General features: G+C 36.7%; 17 protein-coding genes. 3 read left to right on the top strand and 14 right to left on the bottom strand.

Features of this window, described 5'->3' with window-relative positions:
• Positions 1-18: 18 nt before the first annotated feature.
• The 3 genes from QBE53_04820 to QBE53_04810 form a co-directional block, all read right to left on the bottom strand.
• Positions 19-1,062 carry an RDD family protein gene (locus QBE53_04820; protein ID WZL82430.1) on the bottom strand — a complete coding sequence of 348 codons (1,044 nt, stop codon included), beginning with the start codon at positions 1,060-1,062 and terminating at the stop codon, positions 19-21.
• Positions 1,063-1,138: 76 nt separating this feature from the next.
• Entirely contained in the window at positions 1,139-4,192 is a 3,054-nt protein-coding gene (locus QBE53_04815) for an efflux RND transporter permease subunit (protein WZL82429.1), read from the bottom strand.
• On the bottom strand, positions 4,173-5,489 hold the full coding sequence (locus QBE53_04810) for an efflux RND transporter periplasmic adaptor subunit (protein ID WZL82428.1): 1,317 nt from the start codon (positions 5,487-5,489) through the stop codon (positions 4,173-4,175). Before QBE53_04810 ends, QBE53_04815 begins: the two co-directional genes overlap by 20 nt.
• A gap of 157 nt (positions 5,490-5,646) precedes the next feature.
• Between QBE53_04810 and QBE53_04805 the strand changes: the two genes are divergently transcribed.
• Positions 5,647-6,213: a TetR/AcrR family transcriptional regulator C-terminal domain-containing protein gene (locus QBE53_04805; GenBank protein WZL82427.1), complete on the top strand. Its 567-nt coding sequence runs from the start codon at positions 5,647-5,649 to the stop codon at positions 6,211-6,213.
• A gap of 77 nt (positions 6,214-6,290) precedes the next feature.
• Here QBE53_04805 and QBE53_04800 read toward each other — a convergent pair whose 3' ends face one another.
• The 4 genes from QBE53_04800 to QBE53_04785 form a co-directional block, all read right to left on the bottom strand.
• Positions 6,291-8,201 (bottom strand): beta-N-acetylhexosaminidase, encoded by a 1,911-nt coding sequence (locus QBE53_04800; protein WZL82426.1) that lies wholly within the window; start codon positions 8,199-8,201, stop codon positions 6,291-6,293.
• 4 nt (positions 8,202-8,205) lie between these two features.
• Positions 8,206-9,063 (bottom strand): carbohydrate ABC transporter permease, encoded by an 858-nt coding sequence (locus tag QBE53_04795; GenBank protein WZL82425.1) that lies wholly within the window; start codon positions 9,061-9,063, stop codon positions 8,206-8,208.
• Between the two features lie 14 nt (positions 9,064-9,077).
• The gene (locus QBE53_04790; protein WZL82424.1) at positions 9,078-9,959 is read right to left on the bottom strand and encodes a sugar ABC transporter permease; all 882 of its coding nucleotides are present in this window, start codon (positions 9,957-9,959) and stop codon (positions 9,078-9,080) included.
• Positions 9,960-10,037: 78 nt separating this feature from the next.
• A complete protein-coding gene (locus QBE53_04785; GenBank protein ID WZL82423.1) occupies positions 10,038-11,429 on the bottom strand; it encodes an extracellular solute-binding protein in 1,392 nt (463 codons plus the stop codon).
• Positions 11,430-11,623: 194 nt separating this feature from the next.
• Between QBE53_04785 and QBE53_04780 the strand changes: the two genes are divergently transcribed.
• The gene (locus QBE53_04780; GenBank protein ID WZL82422.1) at positions 11,624-13,393 is read left to right on the top strand and encodes a sensor histidine kinase; all 1,770 of its coding nucleotides are present in this window, start codon (positions 11,624-11,626) and stop codon (positions 13,391-13,393) included.
• Positions 13,371-14,942, top strand: a complete 1,572-nt coding sequence (locus tag QBE53_04775) for a response regulator (protein WZL82421.1) — start codon at positions 13,371-13,373, stop codon at positions 14,940-14,942. Before QBE53_04780 ends, QBE53_04775 begins: the two co-directional genes overlap by 23 nt.
• On the opposite strand, the gene QBE53_04770 is transcribed toward QBE53_04775, so the two are convergent.
• From QBE53_04770 to QBE53_04740, 7 genes are all read right to left on the bottom strand, one after another.
• Positions 14,939-15,418: a pyridoxamine 5'-phosphate oxidase family protein gene (locus QBE53_04770; protein ID WZL82420.1), complete on the bottom strand. Its 480-nt coding sequence runs from the start codon at positions 15,416-15,418 to the stop codon at positions 14,939-14,941. The two genes, QBE53_04775 and QBE53_04770, sit on opposite strands and share 4 nt — an antisense overlap.
• 1 nt (position 15,419) lies before the next feature.
• Positions 15,420-15,803 carry a DUF2500 domain-containing protein gene (locus QBE53_04765; protein ID WZL82419.1) on the bottom strand — a complete coding sequence of 128 codons (384 nt, stop codon included), beginning with the start codon at positions 15,801-15,803 and terminating at the stop codon, positions 15,420-15,422.
• A 21-nt stretch (positions 15,804-15,824) separates the two neighbouring features.
• Positions 15,825-16,271, bottom strand: a complete 447-nt coding sequence (eutP, locus tag QBE53_04760) for a EutP/PduV family microcompartment system protein (protein WZL82418.1) — start codon at positions 16,269-16,271, stop codon at positions 15,825-15,827.
• A 16-nt stretch (positions 16,272-16,287) separates the two neighbouring features.
• On the bottom strand, positions 16,288-16,665 hold the full coding sequence (locus tag QBE53_04755; protein ID WZL82417.1) for a BMC domain-containing protein: 378 nt from the start codon (positions 16,663-16,665) through the stop codon (positions 16,288-16,290).
• Between the two features lie 30 nt (positions 16,666-16,695).
• Complete coding sequence (locus tag QBE53_04750; protein ID WZL82416.1) at positions 16,696-17,187, bottom strand: GNAT family N-acetyltransferase; 492 nt, start codon at positions 17,185-17,187, stop codon at positions 16,696-16,698.
• A gap of 78 nt (positions 17,188-17,265) precedes the next feature.
• Complete coding sequence (locus tag QBE53_04745) at positions 17,266-18,645, bottom strand: hypothetical protein (GenBank protein WZL82415.1); 1,380 nt, start codon at positions 18,643-18,645, stop codon at positions 17,266-17,268.
• A complete protein-coding gene (locus tag QBE53_04740) occupies positions 18,638-20,482 on the bottom strand; it encodes a M56 family metallopeptidase (GenBank protein ID WZL82414.1) in 1,845 nt (614 codons plus the stop codon). The genes QBE53_04745 and QBE53_04740 overlap by 8 nt, the downstream gene beginning before the upstream one ends.

Here is a 20,482-nt window from a genome sequence, read left to right as displayed (position 1 = left end):
TAAATCCCTTCTTTCCTTTTACTCTATCTTCATAGAAAAGTTTAGTTCAAAATAACTTTCATCTGCCTCTTCTTCTAGTACTAGCAGGTTGTCAAAAGCATGTTCATAACCTTTATATTCATAATCACCGGTAACCCTCACCCCTGATTCAACAAACGAAAAATCTTCAAAAGGATTCTGATGAATATGTGTTACAATGCGTTGGGTCACCTTGGAAAACATTATTTCATCATTTAATGCACCGACAAAGGCAAGCGTATCTATAATCATATGGTTAGTATATCCGCCAACCCACTGTTCCCCCGGTGTTTGGCTCACGGAATAGGAGACCTGAGTGATTTTTCCCTCACGAAGTTCAAAATGATACTCCGGATTTTGGGTATGTCCGATTTGAATCTCTACGCTTCCATACGATGGCTTCTTAGTCCACTTTCCATTTTCATCTAAAAAAGAATTGTCAAAATCTATTCCGTAGTACGCTGCATAATAATTATGATTTTCTGCAAATTCTTTAATCGTCAACGCCCCAGTGTTTGGTGCAATAAGTTGTGATAACATGGTCAGAAAAAGTCCGACAATTATTCCCACATATAAAGCTATCCAGAGAATCGTTCTGTATGTTTTCCTGTCCTTAATGGTGTATGCAACCTCTTCATCCCAGGGCAATATTATTTTTTGCGCACATAGTTTGTAACTTTTCCAAAGTCGAATTAAATTATAAATAGGTATATGGTACCCCATTCCACTTCCAAAAACCTTCCACATGCGTTCAACTGCATGGGCGTATGAAAGCTTTTCGCCATTTTTTTGTGTCAGGCGAAGTCCAAGAATAGCCTTTCCTGGTGTTGTTGCAAACAACTGTAGTAAAAGAGGCTCTAGTGCAAGCATTATCACCATTGTTACCACTAAATCTAAAAATTCTCCTCCACTACTTCTTTTGGATATATTGATGCGAAATCCAAGGGCAAGTATCATCGACCATAAGGTTGAATATAGCGTCAAGTCAAACATACGTGCAAAAAAACGTCGCCCTGGATAAAAAGCCTGTTGTTCCTCTTCCAATTCTCTCCCCTCCTTACAAAATTTTACTCCTTTCTATTCTAATCTATATCTGTAGCTATGTCCAATTTTCCCCAAATTATTCTTTGACCAACACTAAATATCCACATGGTATAACAATGAGTGTCAATACCGAAGACAGAAGCATTCCAAAAATAATCGATGTCGCCATCGGTGCCCATAATGCTCCTCCTGAGATCATTAGTGGCAATAAAGAGATGACCGTAGTAATCATACCAATCATAATGGGTCGAAGACGTGTTTTACACGCTTGTGTAATTGCATCCACCCGGTTATCTTCTTGTTGCACCTTGACTTTAATATAATCAAGAAGTACGATTCCATTGTTTACTACCACACCCATCAGACTTATACCTCCAAGAAGTGCCATAAATCCAATTGGATATTTCATAATTTTTAATCCCCAGATGATTCCGATAAAGGATAATGGTATTGTGCCCATGATAAGAAAAGGCTCCCTTAAATCTCCAAACTGGAAGACTAAAATTAAATATATGAGTATACAGGCGATGACTGTAGGCACTTTCATTGAAGAAAATGCTTCTTCACTTGTTTCATTTTCACCACCATAGACCATAGAATATCCATCGGGTAGAGAGTATGTCTCTAATTTTGCCTGTAATTGCTGCATACAGCTATTAGTATTATATCCTTCATTAACGAACGCTCCAACTGTAATCGTTCGTTCGCCATCACGACGAATAATTTTTCCAAAAGATGTATCGGTATCAATTGTCGCAATCTCTGTTAACGGTATGTTCTCATTGGTCAATTGTGAAGAAATAAAAATTGTCTGTAGCCGTTCAACTTCCCCTTTATTTTCTTCTTCCATTTTTAAAATGATAGGCAAGGGGTCTTTTTTGATATCTTTTTGTTTAAGCTCAGATATTTCCAAGCCATTAACTGCCATTCGAACCGTCGATGCGATTTCATAATTTGAGATACCTACCATATTTGCTTTTTCTTCATTTACTTGTATATTAAGCTTGTACCCATTGTATCCAAAGTTATTCTCTATATTTTTTAATCCTTCAACACTACGAAAATACGGCTCCATGTCTTCGGCAATATGACGTAGCTGATTGATGTCCGGACCGGATATGCGCACCTCTATCGGATAGTTGGATGGTAAGTTAATCTCCAGATATTTTATATTGGTCAGTACTCCCGGAACCGCTTCTTGAATTCTTTTTTCAACATTTTTTGCTTCACTGCGTGTCCCATCAATTAAGAACTGCGCCTTGTTACTTGCCAAGTCATTTGGGAAAAAAGTAATATAGTATTTCATATACCCATCTCCCACTTTATACGAAAAGTCATTGACCGATGATTCCTGATCAAGTACTTGGGCGATTTCTTGACAAATATTTTCAGTATTTGATATGGTTGCGCTGTTGCTTGTCGTTATATTCAACACATATTGTTCGCGTTCTACCGGAGGAAAAAGTTGTATACTGAGTGTTTTTATGATCACTAGCGACAGGATAAAAATCCCCCCGAAAAGTAAAAGCACTTTTTTAGGATGTGCCAATGAACGTTTTAACACCTGCCCATAACGTTTTTGAAATCGGTTCATGACATGGTCTAGGTGCAATCGTTCCTTTATTTTAGCCATCCATTGAATGTTCACTTCACTCTCTGATTTTGTCAGTGAATATCCAAGTGCAGGAACAATAGATATGGATGTTACTAAAGAACCTATTAATGCAACTGCAACGAGAATTGGAAGGGAATTAACAAATTTTCCGGCTGATCCTTGCATCATCGCTAACGGCAAGAAGGAAGCAATCGTCGTTAATGTGGAGGTAAGAATAGGTATTTTTACATCTTCTACACCATCTGTACATGCCTGTTCTCTAGTTTTTCCTTCTTGTAAGTATAACTGTATATTATCATTAACCACAATTCCGTTAGCTACCATTAAGCTTAGGGATATAATCAAAGAAGCAATTGAAACTTGGTGTAACGGAATGCCGCTTATATACATATACCCAAGAACGATACATGTAATTAGCGGAATCGGGAGCGCTACAACAATAGCACTTCGAACTCCCATTGTGATTAATACAACGATAAGTATTAAGAAAATTGCGGATAAAAGGTTATTGGAAAATAGGCTAATGGATTCTTGAACAAAATCCACTTCATTATACACTTCATTCATATGCATTCCAGCGTACAACTGCGTGTCTATAAAAGATTGAACCACCTCTTGAACTCGTTGTTCTTCTCTTATAACATTGACCCCATCCATGTACTGAACCCCTACAAGGATTCCTTTTTCTCCATTAATATAAGTTGTTGCTACATCCGACTCTTCTACGATGTTAATCTGTGCAATATCTTTTAGATAAACAGGCGTCCCTGATTCTCTCGAGACATCGACAATAGTGTTTTTCAGCTCATCTATCGATTCATATTCTCCCGTAATCTGAACAGGAACTTTATTCTCATCTACCTTTAGATTACCGCCCGGGATATTAATATTTCTTGCCTGAATAACTTGTTGAATGGTTTTAGGTGAGATTTTATACGTCATGAGTTTTGTCATATTCAATTCTACAACAATCTGCTCTTCTACAGCACCATCAATATCCACCGCTTTTACAGTATCAATTTTTTTTATGGCATCTGCAAGCATATTCCCATTATCAATCATATCTTTATAGTGATATTGCTCCGAAGATATACCGATAATCAAGCCATATGAACTTGTAAAGTCCGTTTCCACTTTGGGTTCTTCAGCCGCAGCAGGCAGCTCTGTTTTAACCAAATCCACTTTTTCTCGTACTTTATCCCATGAAGTATTTATATCAGCATCACTCATATCTTTTAATGTGACCTTGATAATACCAACTGAATCCATGGCATAGCTTTCTATGTGTTTGATTTCACTTAATGTCCCCACTTCATCTTCTATGGGTTTGATAATCTGCTTTTCAACATCTTGCGAACTTGCTCCTGGGTATATCGTTTTAATTGTACAGATTGGACTAACAACCGCCGGGTTTTCCTGACGTTCCATTTGAACTAGAGAAAACCCACCAAAAATCAATACAATAATTGATAATAAAGCTAATATACTTTTATGATTAATACTCCACTTCGCCACTGTCTTCGCCTCCTTCCACAAGAACTTTATCTCCATCATTGAGCAAGAAGTTGCCTTCGACCACCAATATTTCTCCCGTGTCAAGTCCTTCAAGAATCTGGATACGGTCCTCTAGGATTTCGCCTGTTTTGACTATTCTTTCTTCCACTGTTTCATTTTCTTTATTGTAGATAAATACTTTATCTGCCGCTGATAATCGAATAACTGCTTCGATGGGTACCAAAACAACATCCTCTTCATTCAGTTCTAATGCAACCTCAACAATCATGCCTGCTTTTAACATCTCATCTTTATTGTCTAGAAGCACTTTTACCGGAAACATACGTGTTGCCGGATCTGACATCATGCCAATCTGTTCAATGCTGCCTTCCATTAGCTGATCACTTGCATAGACTTTAACCGCAACTTTTTGTCCTTTTTTTATTTTATTAATATAAGCATCCGATACACCAAATTCTACATACATCTGGTCTGTGCGTCCTACAACAACAATCGGGTATCCCGCACTTACTGTTTCATTGGTATTGACAACTTTTTTTAATATAACCCCTTCAATCGGACTTTTTAAAAATGTATCCTCCATATCATTAGAAGCTTTTTGGATTGAATTTTGCGCTTTGTTCTCTTGTTCCACCGAAGCATTAATCTGAAGCGCATAGGCATCCACTTTTTGTTTCGCTCCATTAAGCTTGACCTGAGTAATCTCTTGAGCATCAAGTGCTTGTTGATAAGTCTCTTTTGCCACGGTATACTTTGTCAACATTTGTTCCAATTCACTTTTTGCCACAGCACCTTCATCATATAATTCTTGCATTCGCTGATAATTGGTCTCCAACAAGTCATATTGTGCTTTTGCCTGTTCAATTTTTGATGGAATCTCCGTATCAGCCTGAAGCTTTACAGCTTCATATTCTGCTTTTGCAATTTCATATTGTAGCTGAGCGTTATTGACACTGATGCCTGCCATATGCAAGTCAGCCTGTGCTACATTTTCAGCTAATTGGTAATTCACCGTATCAAGCTTTGCTATAACATCGCCTGTCTGTATACGTTCCCCTTCTTCAAATAAAACATTCTCCACAACTCCTGCTAATTCAAAAGAAAGTTTCATGGTTTCCACAGGTTTCACATTACCGCTCATTGTCACTTGATGTGCACTCACCGTAGTATCCACCGTCTCAATGCCCACTGTTTTTTTATCCACTATTTGAGCATTGGGATGCTTTGCACACCCCATCAGCAAAAATATGCAGCCTAGTACCAATATGTTTTTTATGTGTCTTTGATTTTTTTTCATAGCATTATGTCCTCCTTAAATATACACCTGTAGTTTAACTTTACACATGATGATTTTTAGTATAAAATACTCTTGAGGACAAAACAAGAATCAGATTTCTACATATGTATATTAAAACTACATATTGTTGAAACTGTAGATTTTGGAGGTATTTATTATGTCTAAACCACAAGATATCCGTATTCGAACAACTCAAAAAATGATTACAAAAGCTTTAATTGATTTAATGAAAAAAGAAGCTTTTTCAAAGATAACCGTTATAGATATCTGTACACAAGCACAAATCCATCGTACAACTTTTTACAAACACTTCGAAGATAAATATCAATTACTTGAATTTACATTATTAGATATCGAACAAAAATTTGATGACTTTTTCCCTGCATATGACGCTGCCATGTCTGATATAAAGTCGTATTATCTTAATGCCTTTCGTTCTATCCTTGAATTTATCTCCCAAGAAAACGATTTTTTTTTAAATGGGATTTTTTATCAAGAAAACAACTATGTCAATCAAGTGTTTGAAAAAACAGTTTCTTCGTATCTGATTAAGCGTCTGGAAAATGATTCAACGCATTATAATGTTCACTTTGATGTGCCTATACACATTATCTCACTCTACTATACCGGTGCACTCATTTCCTTGACCAAGTGGTGGTTACTTAACCATCAACCTGTTGACATTAATACTCTCGTCAGTTATTTTGAACGCATTGATAACTAGCGCATTCAAAAAGCACATAAAAAAGCTGTAATCACTATATTGATTACAGCTTTTCATATTTTTAGCACGTTTTATCATTAAAATCCCATAACGCCAGCTGATGCAATTCTTAGGTATTGGTTGAAATTTATCAACTCTACCCCTGGTTCTTTTTCTCCACCGTCAAAGATTAAACTCTCCTCTTCAATTTCTTCAAGCGCTGTAATACGTCCTTCGATAAAACCTTCCAGTCTATATATGGTTGTATCTACTCTTTGCTTTAACCCACCATAGCGTATATCTAACACTTCAAATCCAAATGCTTTATAAGTACTATACCATAATTCACGGTGACTTACATTTAAGCGCTCTATTGCTTCACGTAAGTCCGGAAGTTCCCTATCAATCATCTTACGTAAACCTTTCATATCTTTAGCTTTATACGCCTTAGATATATGTATGCCTAGTTCAGCTTTAATGCTTAATACTTCTGCCAAGTTTTTATAAAACTCCATAAGTAAAGGATACTGAGATTTTGTCGTATGTTTTTCAAGCGTCTCCTTGAGTTGTTCATAATGTTTAGGCAAATCAAGCCCTTGCACATGACAATCAAAAAGACCGCCAAGCAACTCTTGCCACAAAATGTATTTTGAAGGATTGTATACAGATGTATGACTCGCGGTATAATCCGTACCCGGTGTCCCATCAAATTGACCCATCGCCAAAAACGCGTCAAAAGACTCGCCTACACAGGCTTCAAACCTTCGTTTTAAATGCTCCGTATCAACGGTGTCCGTATACCCATGCTCACTATGCAATTGCATCCCAAGCAACGTTCCAAAGATATTGGCTTCATTGCCGTCATCTCCCCAAGCAGTAATTAAAACTTCCTGCACCTTTTTTTTCTTACATGCCTCCATATATGCATTGGCTGTCAAAAAAACTTTATTGTAATTGACAGCAGGCCCATTCCAAGTCCAGACTCCACCGGCAAAAATCGGTACTTCACCAAAAGCCATATGCCGATCAATACACTGCTCATAGAACTCTTGATTGTGGTGATAATAATCCCAATAGACTAATCGTATATCTTTGGGTTTACTCTCAACAATTTCTTGAGATACTTCTTTATCTAGAACATAGTGATTCTCCGTATCTGTCAATGCTCGAAAAAACATGTCACTCCACATGGACGCACAAAGCTTATGCTTTTGAACAATCTCCATAACAGCTTTTAGATGCCGACGCATAATATGGGTACGTGTATGATAGCCATTATTTTCCAGGTACTTACCTGTACCTAGTAAATGCGCTTCATCCATACCTATATTGATTCTATTGGATCTAAAGGGTTTTGTTGCTGCGACAATCATTTGTTCTACAAACGCATAGGTTTTTGCTTCCCCAACAAGAAGGTTTTTAGGTGTATCTTTAATAGATTGCGTCCAATCCCACTTAAGCACTTCTCCTAAATGTGCCAATGTCTGAATACAAGGGAATATTTCAATCCCTAACGCATGGGCATAATCATCACATGCTTTTAATTCATCATAGGAATATCTTCCCCGTTTATATCCAAAATATGGCCGTTCTTCAATTGTAAATGTATCTTCCATGTATAATGCAAATTGATTAAGCCCCATAAGTGCCATTTTACGCAAAAACTGCTGTATGGTTTCTACTTTCATCACGGCATTTCTTGACACGTCAACCATAGGACCCATACGTTCAAATCTAGGGTGTTCTACAATGTGAAATGTGCTTTGTTGACTATGTTCAACCAAAATCCCCAGCGCTCTAAAAAAATGATGGGCTTTTTCGTATTTGATAATGTAGGTTCCCTCTCGTTCCTTGACCACTTCCAAGTCCCCTTGAACTTCATATACATAGACTTTATCGGCTGAGATGTCCCCTTTGTCTTGCGCAATGATATCAATTCCCAGCTCATCTGCAAGGTATCGACATCCTTGTATTAAATGTTGTATCTCACCTATTAACTGAAGCCTCATAATCTTATCCTTTCACAGCGCCTTCTGTCACACCACGCGCCACTTGTTCACTTAGAATAATATACACAATAACCGATGGTATCGCTACTAATGTCATCACGGCAAACTGAACCGCATAATTTGAACTATATTGCCCTGTAAAGTTAAATACGGAAAAAGCTAACGTCTTTTTATTTTCACTCCCTAAAAAAGTCGCTGCCATGATGAATTCATTCCACGCTGCAATAAATGTCATCACTGAAACTGTGACCATAGCCGGTTTTGTTATCGGCAATATAATTTTAAAGATAATCTGGTAAATATTACATCCATCAATAACCGCCGCTTCTTCTAGTGCTTTGGGAAGTGTCGACATAAATCCACGCATAATAAGGGTAGATATCGGTAACTGAAAAGCAACATAAGGAATAATTAACCCTGAATACGTATCATATAAACCTATATTTTTAAAGATAACAAAGTTCGGTAATAACGTTGCGTGAATCGGAATCATCATTCCCAGAAGCAAAATAGTAAAGACAACTTCCTTAAGCTTCCACTGCATTCTAGCAAACACATAACCAAGCATACTTGACAAAATAACCGTAAGACTAATGGTAAAGAATGTAACTAAAATACTATTAAATAAATACGACGGTATATTCCCCTGTGTCCATGCCAACTCATAGTTAATCCACTGAGGTGGATTAGGCCACTTCAATAGATGTGAACCGAATAAATCCCCACTTTTGTTTAACGAGAAAACCACTAGCCATACTAAGGGAAATAACTGACCAATTGTAATTAGCATCAAAATAATAAATGTTACACTTTTGTTTATCCTTTTTTGTTGAACCGATCGACTATTTGATATTGTTCTCATTGTTCCATCACTCCTTAATAATCTTCTGTCTTAAATATCTTGTTAAATCCACCAGTAACTATCAAACAAATAAGAACAAATACAACTGAAATCGCATTCGCATAACCATATTCATAGGAATTAAATGCTGTAATATATAGATAATTTGCAACAAATTGCGTCATATTTCCCGGTCCGCCATTGGTAGTCAGGTAAACCGTTTCCATTTGTTTAAAAGCGGATATAATTGCTATAAGCATACATACTTTTATAATCGGCTTAATTAGCGGCAAGACTACATGTATATAGACTTGTAACGGATTAGCCCCATCAATTTTTGCCGCTTCATACATCTCTACACCAATCCCTTTAAGCCCGGAATAGTAAAACAAAAATGCCCATCCAAACCCTTGCCACATAACTATAAAGATAATGGACCAACGCGCAGTAAGCGGATCTGATAACCATGCCCGACCAAGATCTCCCAATCCGACCGAACCAAGGATTGCATTAACAAATCCATATTGTGGATCTAAAAAAGATACCCACATCTTTGCTGTTACAACAATAGAAATAACACACGGAATAAAGAAAATTGTTCTAAAAATCCGTTCCCAACGTCCTCCGACTTTATCTACCAACGCTGCCATAAATATTGCAAAAGGATGCTGTACGACGATTAAGACCACCCCTAAAAGCATTGCATTAAGCACCGACTTAACAAATACTTTATCATCCGTCAAAATCTCAATATAATTTTCAATTCCAACAAAATTTGCTTTTCCAATACCTTTCCAATCCGTTGATCCAAGATAGACACTATAGATAATTGGAATAATCACAGCAAAAGCAAATAAGAGCATTCCAGGAATCAACAGCGATGCTATCACCCATTTGTTTTCTAATACTTTTTTCATATACACCTCTATATTAAAGGGAGGGAAATCCCCTCCCTTTCTTTCTTCATTTAAAAAACAACTTCATTACAGTAACGCTTATCTGTCCTCAATAGCTTTAGCAATACCTTCCACATATTCTTCTGGAGAGATTACTCCAACAGCAAGCTCTTGTGTAAGATTCATAACATCTGTCTTAAAAGAAGGCGAGGAATAATCTATCCAAACCGTACCACTTGTGTCGACACCATTTTCTAAGATGGCAACAACATCTTTTTGCATTTGTGTCTCATCACCTGTAAAATACCCACTAAATTCTTGAGCCGGCATTGCAATGCCTGTTTGCCATGCAGCTTTTGCCCATACCTCTGGCTGCATAATGAATTTTAGCATTTTAATAGCCTCTTCTTTATTTTCAGAATGTTCTGAAACTGCAAATCCACCACCATACCAACAAAGCAAGTTCTCAATTGAGCCTTCACCATCTTCAAATCCAGGTACAGGCATTACTGCAACATTTTCTCTAAAGCTCTCACTGTAAGCTTCACTTTTAGCTAGACCAACTTCCCAAGAACCCATATAGTACATCGCCGCTTTTTCCTGACCAAATAGATTCAGTGCCGCACCATAATCTGCGCTTAAATACGAATCTTGGAAAACATTGTTAGCTGTTATATCTTGTAATGTAGCTGCTGCCTTTAAAAACTCTTCTGATGTTGTCACATCTACTTTTTGGTCTACAATATCATAAATTAACTGCTGATTACCTGTTTGCTTAACTAATATCTCTTGTAATAACACACCCAGCGGCCATCCATCACGACCATCAAAAGATACCGGAGAAAGTCCCGCTTCACGAAAAGCAGGTACTGATTCGATAATGTCTTCCCATGTACCTGGAACTTCAACATTGTTGCTTGCAAGAAGGTCTTCATTATAGTATAAAACCATAAAGTCCAAGATTTTAGGAAGACCATATAATTTTCCATCTTTCATGAATCCATCAAGTGATCCCGGAATAAAATTATAATCTTCAAAATCTTCAATGTTTAATTCCGCTGCATATCCATTGGTTGTAATTGGGTCAAAAAATGTCGAGCTTCCCCATGCATTGAACAAATCAGGCAATTCATTTGATGATAGGTATGCTGTAATCTTTTGTTTATATGTTTCACCTTCTAATGCTTCGATTTTCAACTTTACATGTGGGTTTTCAGCAGTATACTGGTCAAAAACCGTTTGCTCCAAAAGTCCTAACCCCGTTGTTCTGTCTGGTAAGTGAGTAAATACTGAAAGTTCAATTTCTTCAACTGCATCATCACTATCACTTGATTCACTTTCTGTTTCTTTCGCATCACTTTGCTCGGATTGAGCTGCTCCAGATTGTTCCCCCTCTGCTGTATCCCCCTCTGGTGCTCCACATGCTACAAGACTTGTTAACATTGCAACAAGTAAGAACATGGTCAATACATGTTTCATTTGCTTTTTCATAATACTTATCCTCCTATTTGATTTGTGTTCTCATCATATCCTAGGATTTAACATAGAACTAGGGCTCATTTTTTAGATTCGTCCCTTTTTTTATATATTAATCTCTACGCGATTGACACCAAAAATGATATGATTTAAGATACTCTTATGTAAGAATTTTTTCAACACTATATGACAATCGGCTTGGAGAAATAATGAAATTATTAATCAATAAAATCAATCGTCTAAGTATTCGCAACAAAATTTTACTCTTTTTTTATAGTATTATCCTAATGGTCACAATCTTTATTTCTTTGTATTTTCAAAATCGACATAACCAGCGTTTGACCGATATTATTACCACGCAACACTCAACCACCCTTCATCAAATTGCATCCGACCTATCGTTTATTCAAGATGATCTAAGAGATATCTCCACTTATCTGATTATTAATTCTGATCTGCAAAATGTCATAGAAGCCAATCGTGAAGTTGAGACTGACACATTATATAATCAAAACAACCTTAAATTCATCTATAAACTCATCGCTTCAAAGTCATACATTTCTTCTGTTATTATCTATGGACATCGTGAAGCACCTTTATTTTTTGTATATACCGATGAAAGCACCGATAACAATGCGTTTAGCCAGATTAAATCTACCGATTTATACAACATCTGTAAGAATCTTAATGGTAAGCCCTATTGGCATCTGCTTGATACCAACAACAAGGATATCATTCTGAATAATTCCTTTGACAAATTTGCCCTATCTCGCGTCATTGTCAATCCGCTAAGTAAAGAGTTTTATTATCATGGATTTTTAACCATTACATTTAATCATGATGTGATTGATAAGAGTTTATCATCTATTATTAATACCGAGCAAGAACGTATCGTCATTTACTCTGATTCCGGCGAAAAAATATATGCCTTTGGCGCATCTTATGAAAATGAAAACACGGAGTTTGATTGGCTTCAAACAATGACTGAAGATACACAATATGTCGACAAACAGTTTATTGTTTCAAATCAGCACTTGCCACAAACTGATTGGACCATCTATTCCATCACCAACAGAGATTATTATACCGAATCTTATACGAGAGATTCAACGGTTTGGCTATTTATTATTATAGCATGTATTGCCATTACATTGCCCTTATCCCTCGTTTTATCCACCTATATCAGTGCCCCTATTAAACGCCTCTTGCAATCAATGAAGCATTTTGAAGAAGGGGATTTTAGTGTCAGTGTTCCTGTAAAAACCTACGATGAAATCGGTATATTAAGTGAGAGCTATAACAAAATGGTTATAAATATAAAGTCGCTTATTGATGAAGTCTATGTTCTTAAACTCCAAGAAAAAGAAGCCGAACTTAAGGCTTTGCAAGCAGGAATCAACCCACACTTTTTATACAATGCTTTAGATTCCATCTACTGGAAGGCATTGTCAAATGACCAAGAGGTTATCGCTGAGATGCTCTTTTCGCTATCACAGATTTTTAGATTATCGCTAAGTCGCGGCAATGATCGTATACAGATCACCAAGGAATTCGAACTTGTAAGACATTATCTTACGCTTCAAAAAATGCGCTTTAACGATAAGCTAAATTATACCATTCATCTTGATGATACGATAAAAGAGCAAATGATTCCCAAACTTATTATTCAACCCTTTGTTGAAAATGCAATTATACACGGTATTGAGCCGCTAGATACTCCCGGAAAAGTTTGTGTTGAAGGTTATCTATCCAATGATCAGATCATCTTTAAAATCATTGATGACGGGGTTGGATATACACCAGATACCAAGACACAAAAAACAAGTTCCGGATACGCTATTGACAATATTAAGGAGCGTTTGTCCCTTATCTATCCAAGCTATGAATTGACCATTCACCCCAACCAACCTTCTGGAACCCGCGTTATACTAAAGATTCCCTACAAAGGAGATAATAATGTACAAACTATTAATCATTGATGACGAGCCCGAGATAAGAAAAGGGATAAAAAATGTAATACAGTGGGAGGCAAATAACATCACGGTTTGCGCAGAGGCTTCTAACGGAATTGAAGCCTTAAGTTTAATTGATGAGATTCGCCCTGATATTATTCTTGTTGACATACGAATGCCTAAAATGGATGGTTTGGAACTGTTAAAAGTATTGAAAGAACAAAACACGCCATTTCATGCTATTGTCCTTTCTAGCTATGATGAGTTTAGCTATGCTCAACAGGCAATGGCTCTTGGTGTTCAATCTTACTTGCTTAAACCCAGCCGTCCAGCCCAGATACTGGATGCCGTATTAAAAATAATTGCTTCCATTGAATCGGCAAGTGCAAAAGAGCAAAAAATAGCTGAGCTATATAACCAAGTCAAGCACAAGAATTCTCTCTTAAAAGACCGTTACCTCATTCAATGTATTGAAGGCAATCCACCCGTTCACATCCCGTCAATCAATCTATCTATCCATCCCGAGAATATTTTGGTATTTATTCTTGGATTAGATACCAAGGAAAATGTTATTGGACAAGATATGAGCCTCATTAATTTTTGTATCATAAATATTGCAGAGGAAATCTTTTTGCATGCTTATCCTTGTGAAATTATAACCTACAATCAACAGGTTATCTTACTGTGCAATGACAAGATAAACAAATTGCAATGTGAAATCATTCCTCAGTTTCGCCATCTTCAATTATATTTAAAAAAACAGTTTGATATCTCTGTCTCTATAGGTATCAGCCGTGACAAAGCTACCCTTTCCAATATGGCTCCATCCTATCGACAAGCTTCTATGGCTCTTGATCAGTGCTATTTTATGGGAAAACAAAGCATTGTTCAATATCAACTCGACTTTTCAGATCATCTTAAAAAGCTCGATTATCCCATCACAATACAGTCTGAACTCATTAATGCTTTGTTTAATGGCACTCCAGAAGATGTTAGTTATCATTTTAAGCGTTTTATCGCATCACTAAAAGAAACCGCTCTTCATAATGGTATGTTTAATCAACATTGTTATACACTAATACTTTCTATCTTTCAAGTTTGCAGTGAGCGAAGCCTTGTCCTTAGTGATGATATTCATAATTTTGCTTTGAATTTTCTATCTGATACCGGTGCATCTCAAAAGTACGAGGTCGTTGAAAAGACATCCTCATTAATACAAATGACCCACGAAGAAATACATAAACGTCAGCACACGAATAATACCATTAATATTTGTGTAAAATACATCAAAGAAAACTACGATAGTAATATCAGCTTAGAAAAAGTTGCCTCCATCGCCCACATCTCGCCTGGATATCTAAGTCAATTATTTAAGCAGGTCATGGAAGTCAATTATGTCGATTACCTTAATATTATCCGCATCGAAAACGCCTGTACTTTACTCAAAGATACAACATTAAAAACCTATGATATTGCAACAATGGTCGGCTATAAAAGTGAAAAATATTTCTCAAAAAAATTCAAACAATATATGCATATGACTCCATCCGAATATAAAAAAGGACTATTACACTAATGTGCTAGTCCTCTTGCTTGTTTTCCCGTCATGTGCTCAATATCAATTGCAATAACCAAAGCTCGGTTACATCCTTTTATCGTTCGCATTTTTTCATCTGTTGGTCGATCTTTTGCATATTTTTCTACAAGGATTTCAAAGGCTTCAAACCATTCTTGTTCATCCTCCACCACTCGCGCTCTTCCAAATGCAACAACACTTCGATAATAGGATGTATACTCTTCACTCACAATGGTATCTTCGCCAACAACTGTAAAGGCGACCTTACTGTTTTTTTGAATCGCATCAATTTTATGTCCTTCTTTAGCTGAGTGAAAATAAATTTTTCCATCCGTATAGACATAGTTGAGTGCAACAGTATAGGGGTACCCATCCTCACCATGACATGCCAAAATCCCATGGGATCCATTGCTTAAAACCTTATGCGTAAGTTCAATAGACATTTGTTGCTTTTTCCGACGTAAATCTCTGAACATATTATATATTCCTTTCAAAACCTAGATACCTTGTTCCTTGAAACGTCAGTGTCCCTACATCTGCTTCAACTAAGTATCCATATTCTTGGCTACTTACATGCAATTCAAGTCTATCTCTGCTTTCAAATTCAAACGTCACATAATAGGATGTACTTGAAGAGGTATGATGGTTATTGCCATGATGATGTCGACTGACATTTTGACGCTTTGAGACCACCGTTGCTTTAACAGCCAAACGGGGGGAATGGTTATTTTTATTCCATTGAGTAATTCCTTTTACCAAGATCACAACAAACATGGTAATAACAATAAAAAAAACTAAGAAAAATATAATACTAAATCCTCCACCAAACATAAAACTTTCCAATGGATTTGAATAATACATATACAGCCTCCTATTTAGTCATCATCCTGTGTATTCTACTTTATTAATATATGCAATGAGCTCATCAATTCCTTTGTGCTGATGTGCACTCACTTGAAAAATCTTTTGGCATCCTGCTAGTTTGAGCCACTCAATAGCTTGATGTATATTGGCTCCTTCTCGGTCAATCTGCGTTACAATACCAATAACTTCACGATTGGCCATCGCCGTTACATTTGGTGGATATAGAGAAAAAGGTTCCACCGCACTCATAAGCAGCCCTATCATATCCGCCTCATAAGAATAAAGTGCCAACGCTCCGCCTAAATTACTGTTTTGAGCATATTCTCCTGGAGTATCAATGACTTGCTCATAGTGATTGACATATTGGGTTTTATGGTAATGAATTTTTTCTCCTCGAAGAGCTTGTTTTAGGGTTGTCTTACCACTTTCGCTTCGTCCAACTAACATGATTTTTCGTTTATTCATTTTCTTCATCCCATAATCACGTCTTCGTTACGTCGCAGATGGTAAATTTAAGCTTTTCTTCACAATAGTTTACGATTGCATGCATCGCTGCTTCGACTTCTGACACTAACCCCGTCACAATTAATGTTCCGCTAAATCGGTCAACAAAGCCAAGCTCTACATTTGCATTTTTAATCGCAACATCTCCTGCGATAACCGCAGTCTCTGCCGGGCTCATTGTTAGTATTCCAATAGCTAGTTTTGAGTAATCTATATCTGGGTTTAATCCTAGCTTTTGATAGATAACTTCATCTGGATTAGCAATAATATGTGCCAATGTAATCTGTTTTCCAGGTACGATTTCTTGAACAATCCGCATTTTTTCTCCCTCAGACGGGAAATTATTCATCGCCATAACTGTCTCCTTTATTAGTCATTGTTTGTCTTACTCTACATTCCTTTGATAAAATACAAGCCCCAGTCGATGACCATATTTTTGTGCCACGTTTGTAAGTTCCCCCATATAGCGAAACCCTTTTTTTTCGTGGAGTGCAATGCTTCCTTGATTTCCTTTAGTGATTAAAGAAATAAGTTGATCTATCTTAGGTAATGCCTTGGCTTCTTCAATAAGTGTGTCCATCAAACGACTTCCGACACCTTGTCCTTGCGCCTGTTGATCGACATATATAGAAACTTCTGCACATCGATATGCCGTCTCGCGTCGATGCCCATATCTAGATAACGTTGCAAATCCGCGGATGTTACCTTCACTTTCAAATACCCATAACGGATAGTTTCCTTGATGTTCAAGAAACCATTCCATACCTTCTTCATATGTAAAGGGTTCTTCTTCAAAAGAAGCTGTACCCGCATCAATATTTGCATTATAGATGGCTAACACTTGAGCGATATCCTCAATCTTTGCTTTACGCGTCATACGCCCTCCTCGTGATGCATTAATAATTTCACCAAAAAGTATATCATACTTTTAAATTTTATACTATATGCCATCTTTTTATTCAACGCGGAGTAGCTCTTTACGCATACCATCAATAATAAAAACAAACTCTTGCTCATATGCATGTACAGTGACCTTATACACAGGATTTGCCGTTACGTCCAGCCAAATCCCGGTAACGTCTTCTATAGCCTCATGCGGCATCGCCTTTAGTGCTTCTTCTTTTGTTATAAATGCTTTGGCAATCGCCTCAGAATTATATTGCCCATCCATTAGCCGCATGTCACCTATACTAATTGTCGATAGCGTACCGGATGTATGGTAACCAAGATTTATCACTGCCTGTTGGTCCAAATAGTGTGGTTCATTGATCATATAGGAAAAATAATATCCTTCTTCAACAAACTCTCCATCGATTTTCACAGCTACATTTGCTCTTGCACTATCGAGTGTCAATGTCTTCATCCCTAGCTGTTGTATAAATTCATCTGCCAATCGGCGCACTTTATCCTGGGTAAGAATCGGTTTATCTTTAATATCTTCTGTCCGTAAATTTCTAGAATAATCCAAGGTCTGATGTTCGTAGATACTTACACTACCCTCGGGTTCACCAACAGTCTCGTAGCGTTTTAGGCTTGTGTCTACCTCACCTTCTTCATAAGAACTCTCCTGCGTATTCAATGCAAATTCAACAGTTTCCCCATAAACCCATTGACTTAGAATACTTAGATAATAAAAATCGTCTTCACTTGCCACGCGATCAATATGTGTATCGCGTATCAGCTCCTGTGTATCATCATACTGAATAAATCCAAAATCAATATGTGCTTTATATGTTTCCATTGCATTATATAACAGATAAAACAATTCGCCTTCATAGAAATATAAATATTGAATCGTCTTCTTTTTGTCGTCATCTTTTTCTTGATATATATATTCTTTTTGAATCCCATTAATATCATCAATGATATGTTGATTAAATATGATAAGGTTTGCAAGTCCCTCTTTGGCCTCTGGTGACAGTCTTTGTTGGTTAAGGGCATATTCAATGGCTTCACGTTCATTATAAATGATGTCACGAAGCTTCCAAGTGTCTATTTGATAGTCTTTATAATTATAACGAAACTCCGTTAAGCGAAGCAGTTGATCATAATACAGAAACCTTTGTTCTAGCAAATATGCTTCCGGTTTAACCTCATAGATTAATCCCTTCATCAAGGTATTAAGGTTTTCTAGACTATCAAGCCCCTCTTGGACAAGCACCTGATTCATTTGCATGATTTTTTCTTTATCTTCATAGATCTCTTCACGAAATTTTTGCCAAAAAAAGTTCGTGACTGCTATAACAATAATTAATATGGCAATTATTTTTAATACAAGCTTTATATTTCTTCTAATTTTTTTTTGAAGTTCCTCTTTTGCCTTATCTTTATTCATAAATTATATCCTCCTCATTAATAGGTAAGCTCCATGTATGCCTTTGGGGAATGTCTTGATAGCTTCTTGTTCCATATAGCAAATGATTCTCTTGATATATCTGATATCCATAGATTGCTAGAATCACCGTATTAACATCAGCACTTTCGCGCAAGTGAATTGTTTTTGTAATATACTTATCATTACTTGAACCGGAGCTTCCACTTGTTTTTACTTCTTCTCCTTGAGAATTATACATATAAAGTTCATCCCAAAGGCTAATATATGCAGGTGTATCTGTGTCTAATAAAATTGGCGCATCCGCCTCATAAGCATAGCGGATTTCATAACTATTATCTTGAGTAATGTCTGCATCTATGATTTCAAGTGTCAAATATTGATTCACCTCAATCTTTATAGGGAACTCTTCTTGAAGTAGATTCACTTGAATCTGCTCGTTTTCCATAAGGTTATAACTAAATTCATACCCTAAAAACACAAGCAAAGGTCGTCCATGCCCCTCTAGATTGTAATCGTCAATATTAAATGTCAACACAAACGGTTCCCCCGATTGCATCGTTTCACTAAGCTCTACTCTTTCTAGTGCCGCTGTTTCTCGAATTTGTTTATTATAACTTTCAGGAAAAATCAGCCCAAAACTTAACGCATATGCATTATTGTCGATTTCTTCTCTAAGCCACTTTGCAATAGTATAGTCCATAACAATGCGAAACTCCTTTGTCAAACTATCATAACTATACCCCTTCGCTTCAAGAGAAAGTGTATCACCTACACTTACTTTTTTATTCATGGCTTGTTCAATTCTCCAGACATTCATCTTCACATTTTGGGCTTCAACCGTAAAAAAAATCGGAAGCATCACAATAAGGACAATTACCGTGACATACTCTAGTCCTCGCCAGTTTTTTTTGCCGTTACTGATGCGTCCTATCCTTCTATACAATTCTTTTTTACTATTGACAAGTCCTGAAGCATGGATGGCATAATTCTTTTTTCCTTGATGAGATGCTAATTGAATTAATGTATTGCCATAGTTTTGGTATTTTTTTTCTCCCATGATCGCGATGACTTCATCATCACACGCATATTCAGCATCCATCTTCATCCATTCATGCGCGATCCATATAATAGGATTAAACCAATATATGGCTTTGACAATCCAAAATCCCCATTGCATAATCAGATGTTGACTGCCAAAATGGACTAACTCATGAAGAAGAATCTGATAGATCACTTCATCATCATAGTCTAAGACTTCATAGGGTAATATAATCATCGGATGGATGACACCAATAAGGGCCGGCGTATCCATATAATAACTATACCTTATTTGCAGTCGCTCAACTTTTGCATGTTTTGCCGCTCGATATGCCAACACATCGATGCGTGGGTCTGTTGAACATTCATCATCTTCAAGTGCCTTCATCAAGGTTAAATAACTGACCAATGGAAACAACATAATAGAAAAGACACCAAACAGCCATATATATACAAGTATATCCATCACTCTTGTACTCCAATTAGGACTTTGATAGACTTCTTTTTCCAGCGCTCCATATGTAATTAACTTCTGATTCACCTGTGGATTTGCAATAATTTCTCTTGATTCTTGGAATTCTTCAAAGACGATAGGCACATAATTTTCGATACTGGTTTGAAGGGGTATCTCCCATAGAAAAATTAATCGTATTAAAAATAAAATCCATAAAAAATACATGAATTTCGCCTTAATTCTTCGTAAAAAAAGCAAGCGTACTATGACGATAATACCAAACATCATTGAACTTACCAACGAAATATAAAACAAGCGTTCAAGTATTCCTCTAAGTATTTCCAT

This window comes from Vallitaleaceae bacterium 9-2 (genome assembly GCA_038396585.1).
Classification (GTDB): Bacteria; Bacillota; Clostridia; order Lachnospirales; family Vallitaleaceae; genus UBA1351.
This window is presented reverse-complemented; position numbering and strand designations above follow the sequence as displayed.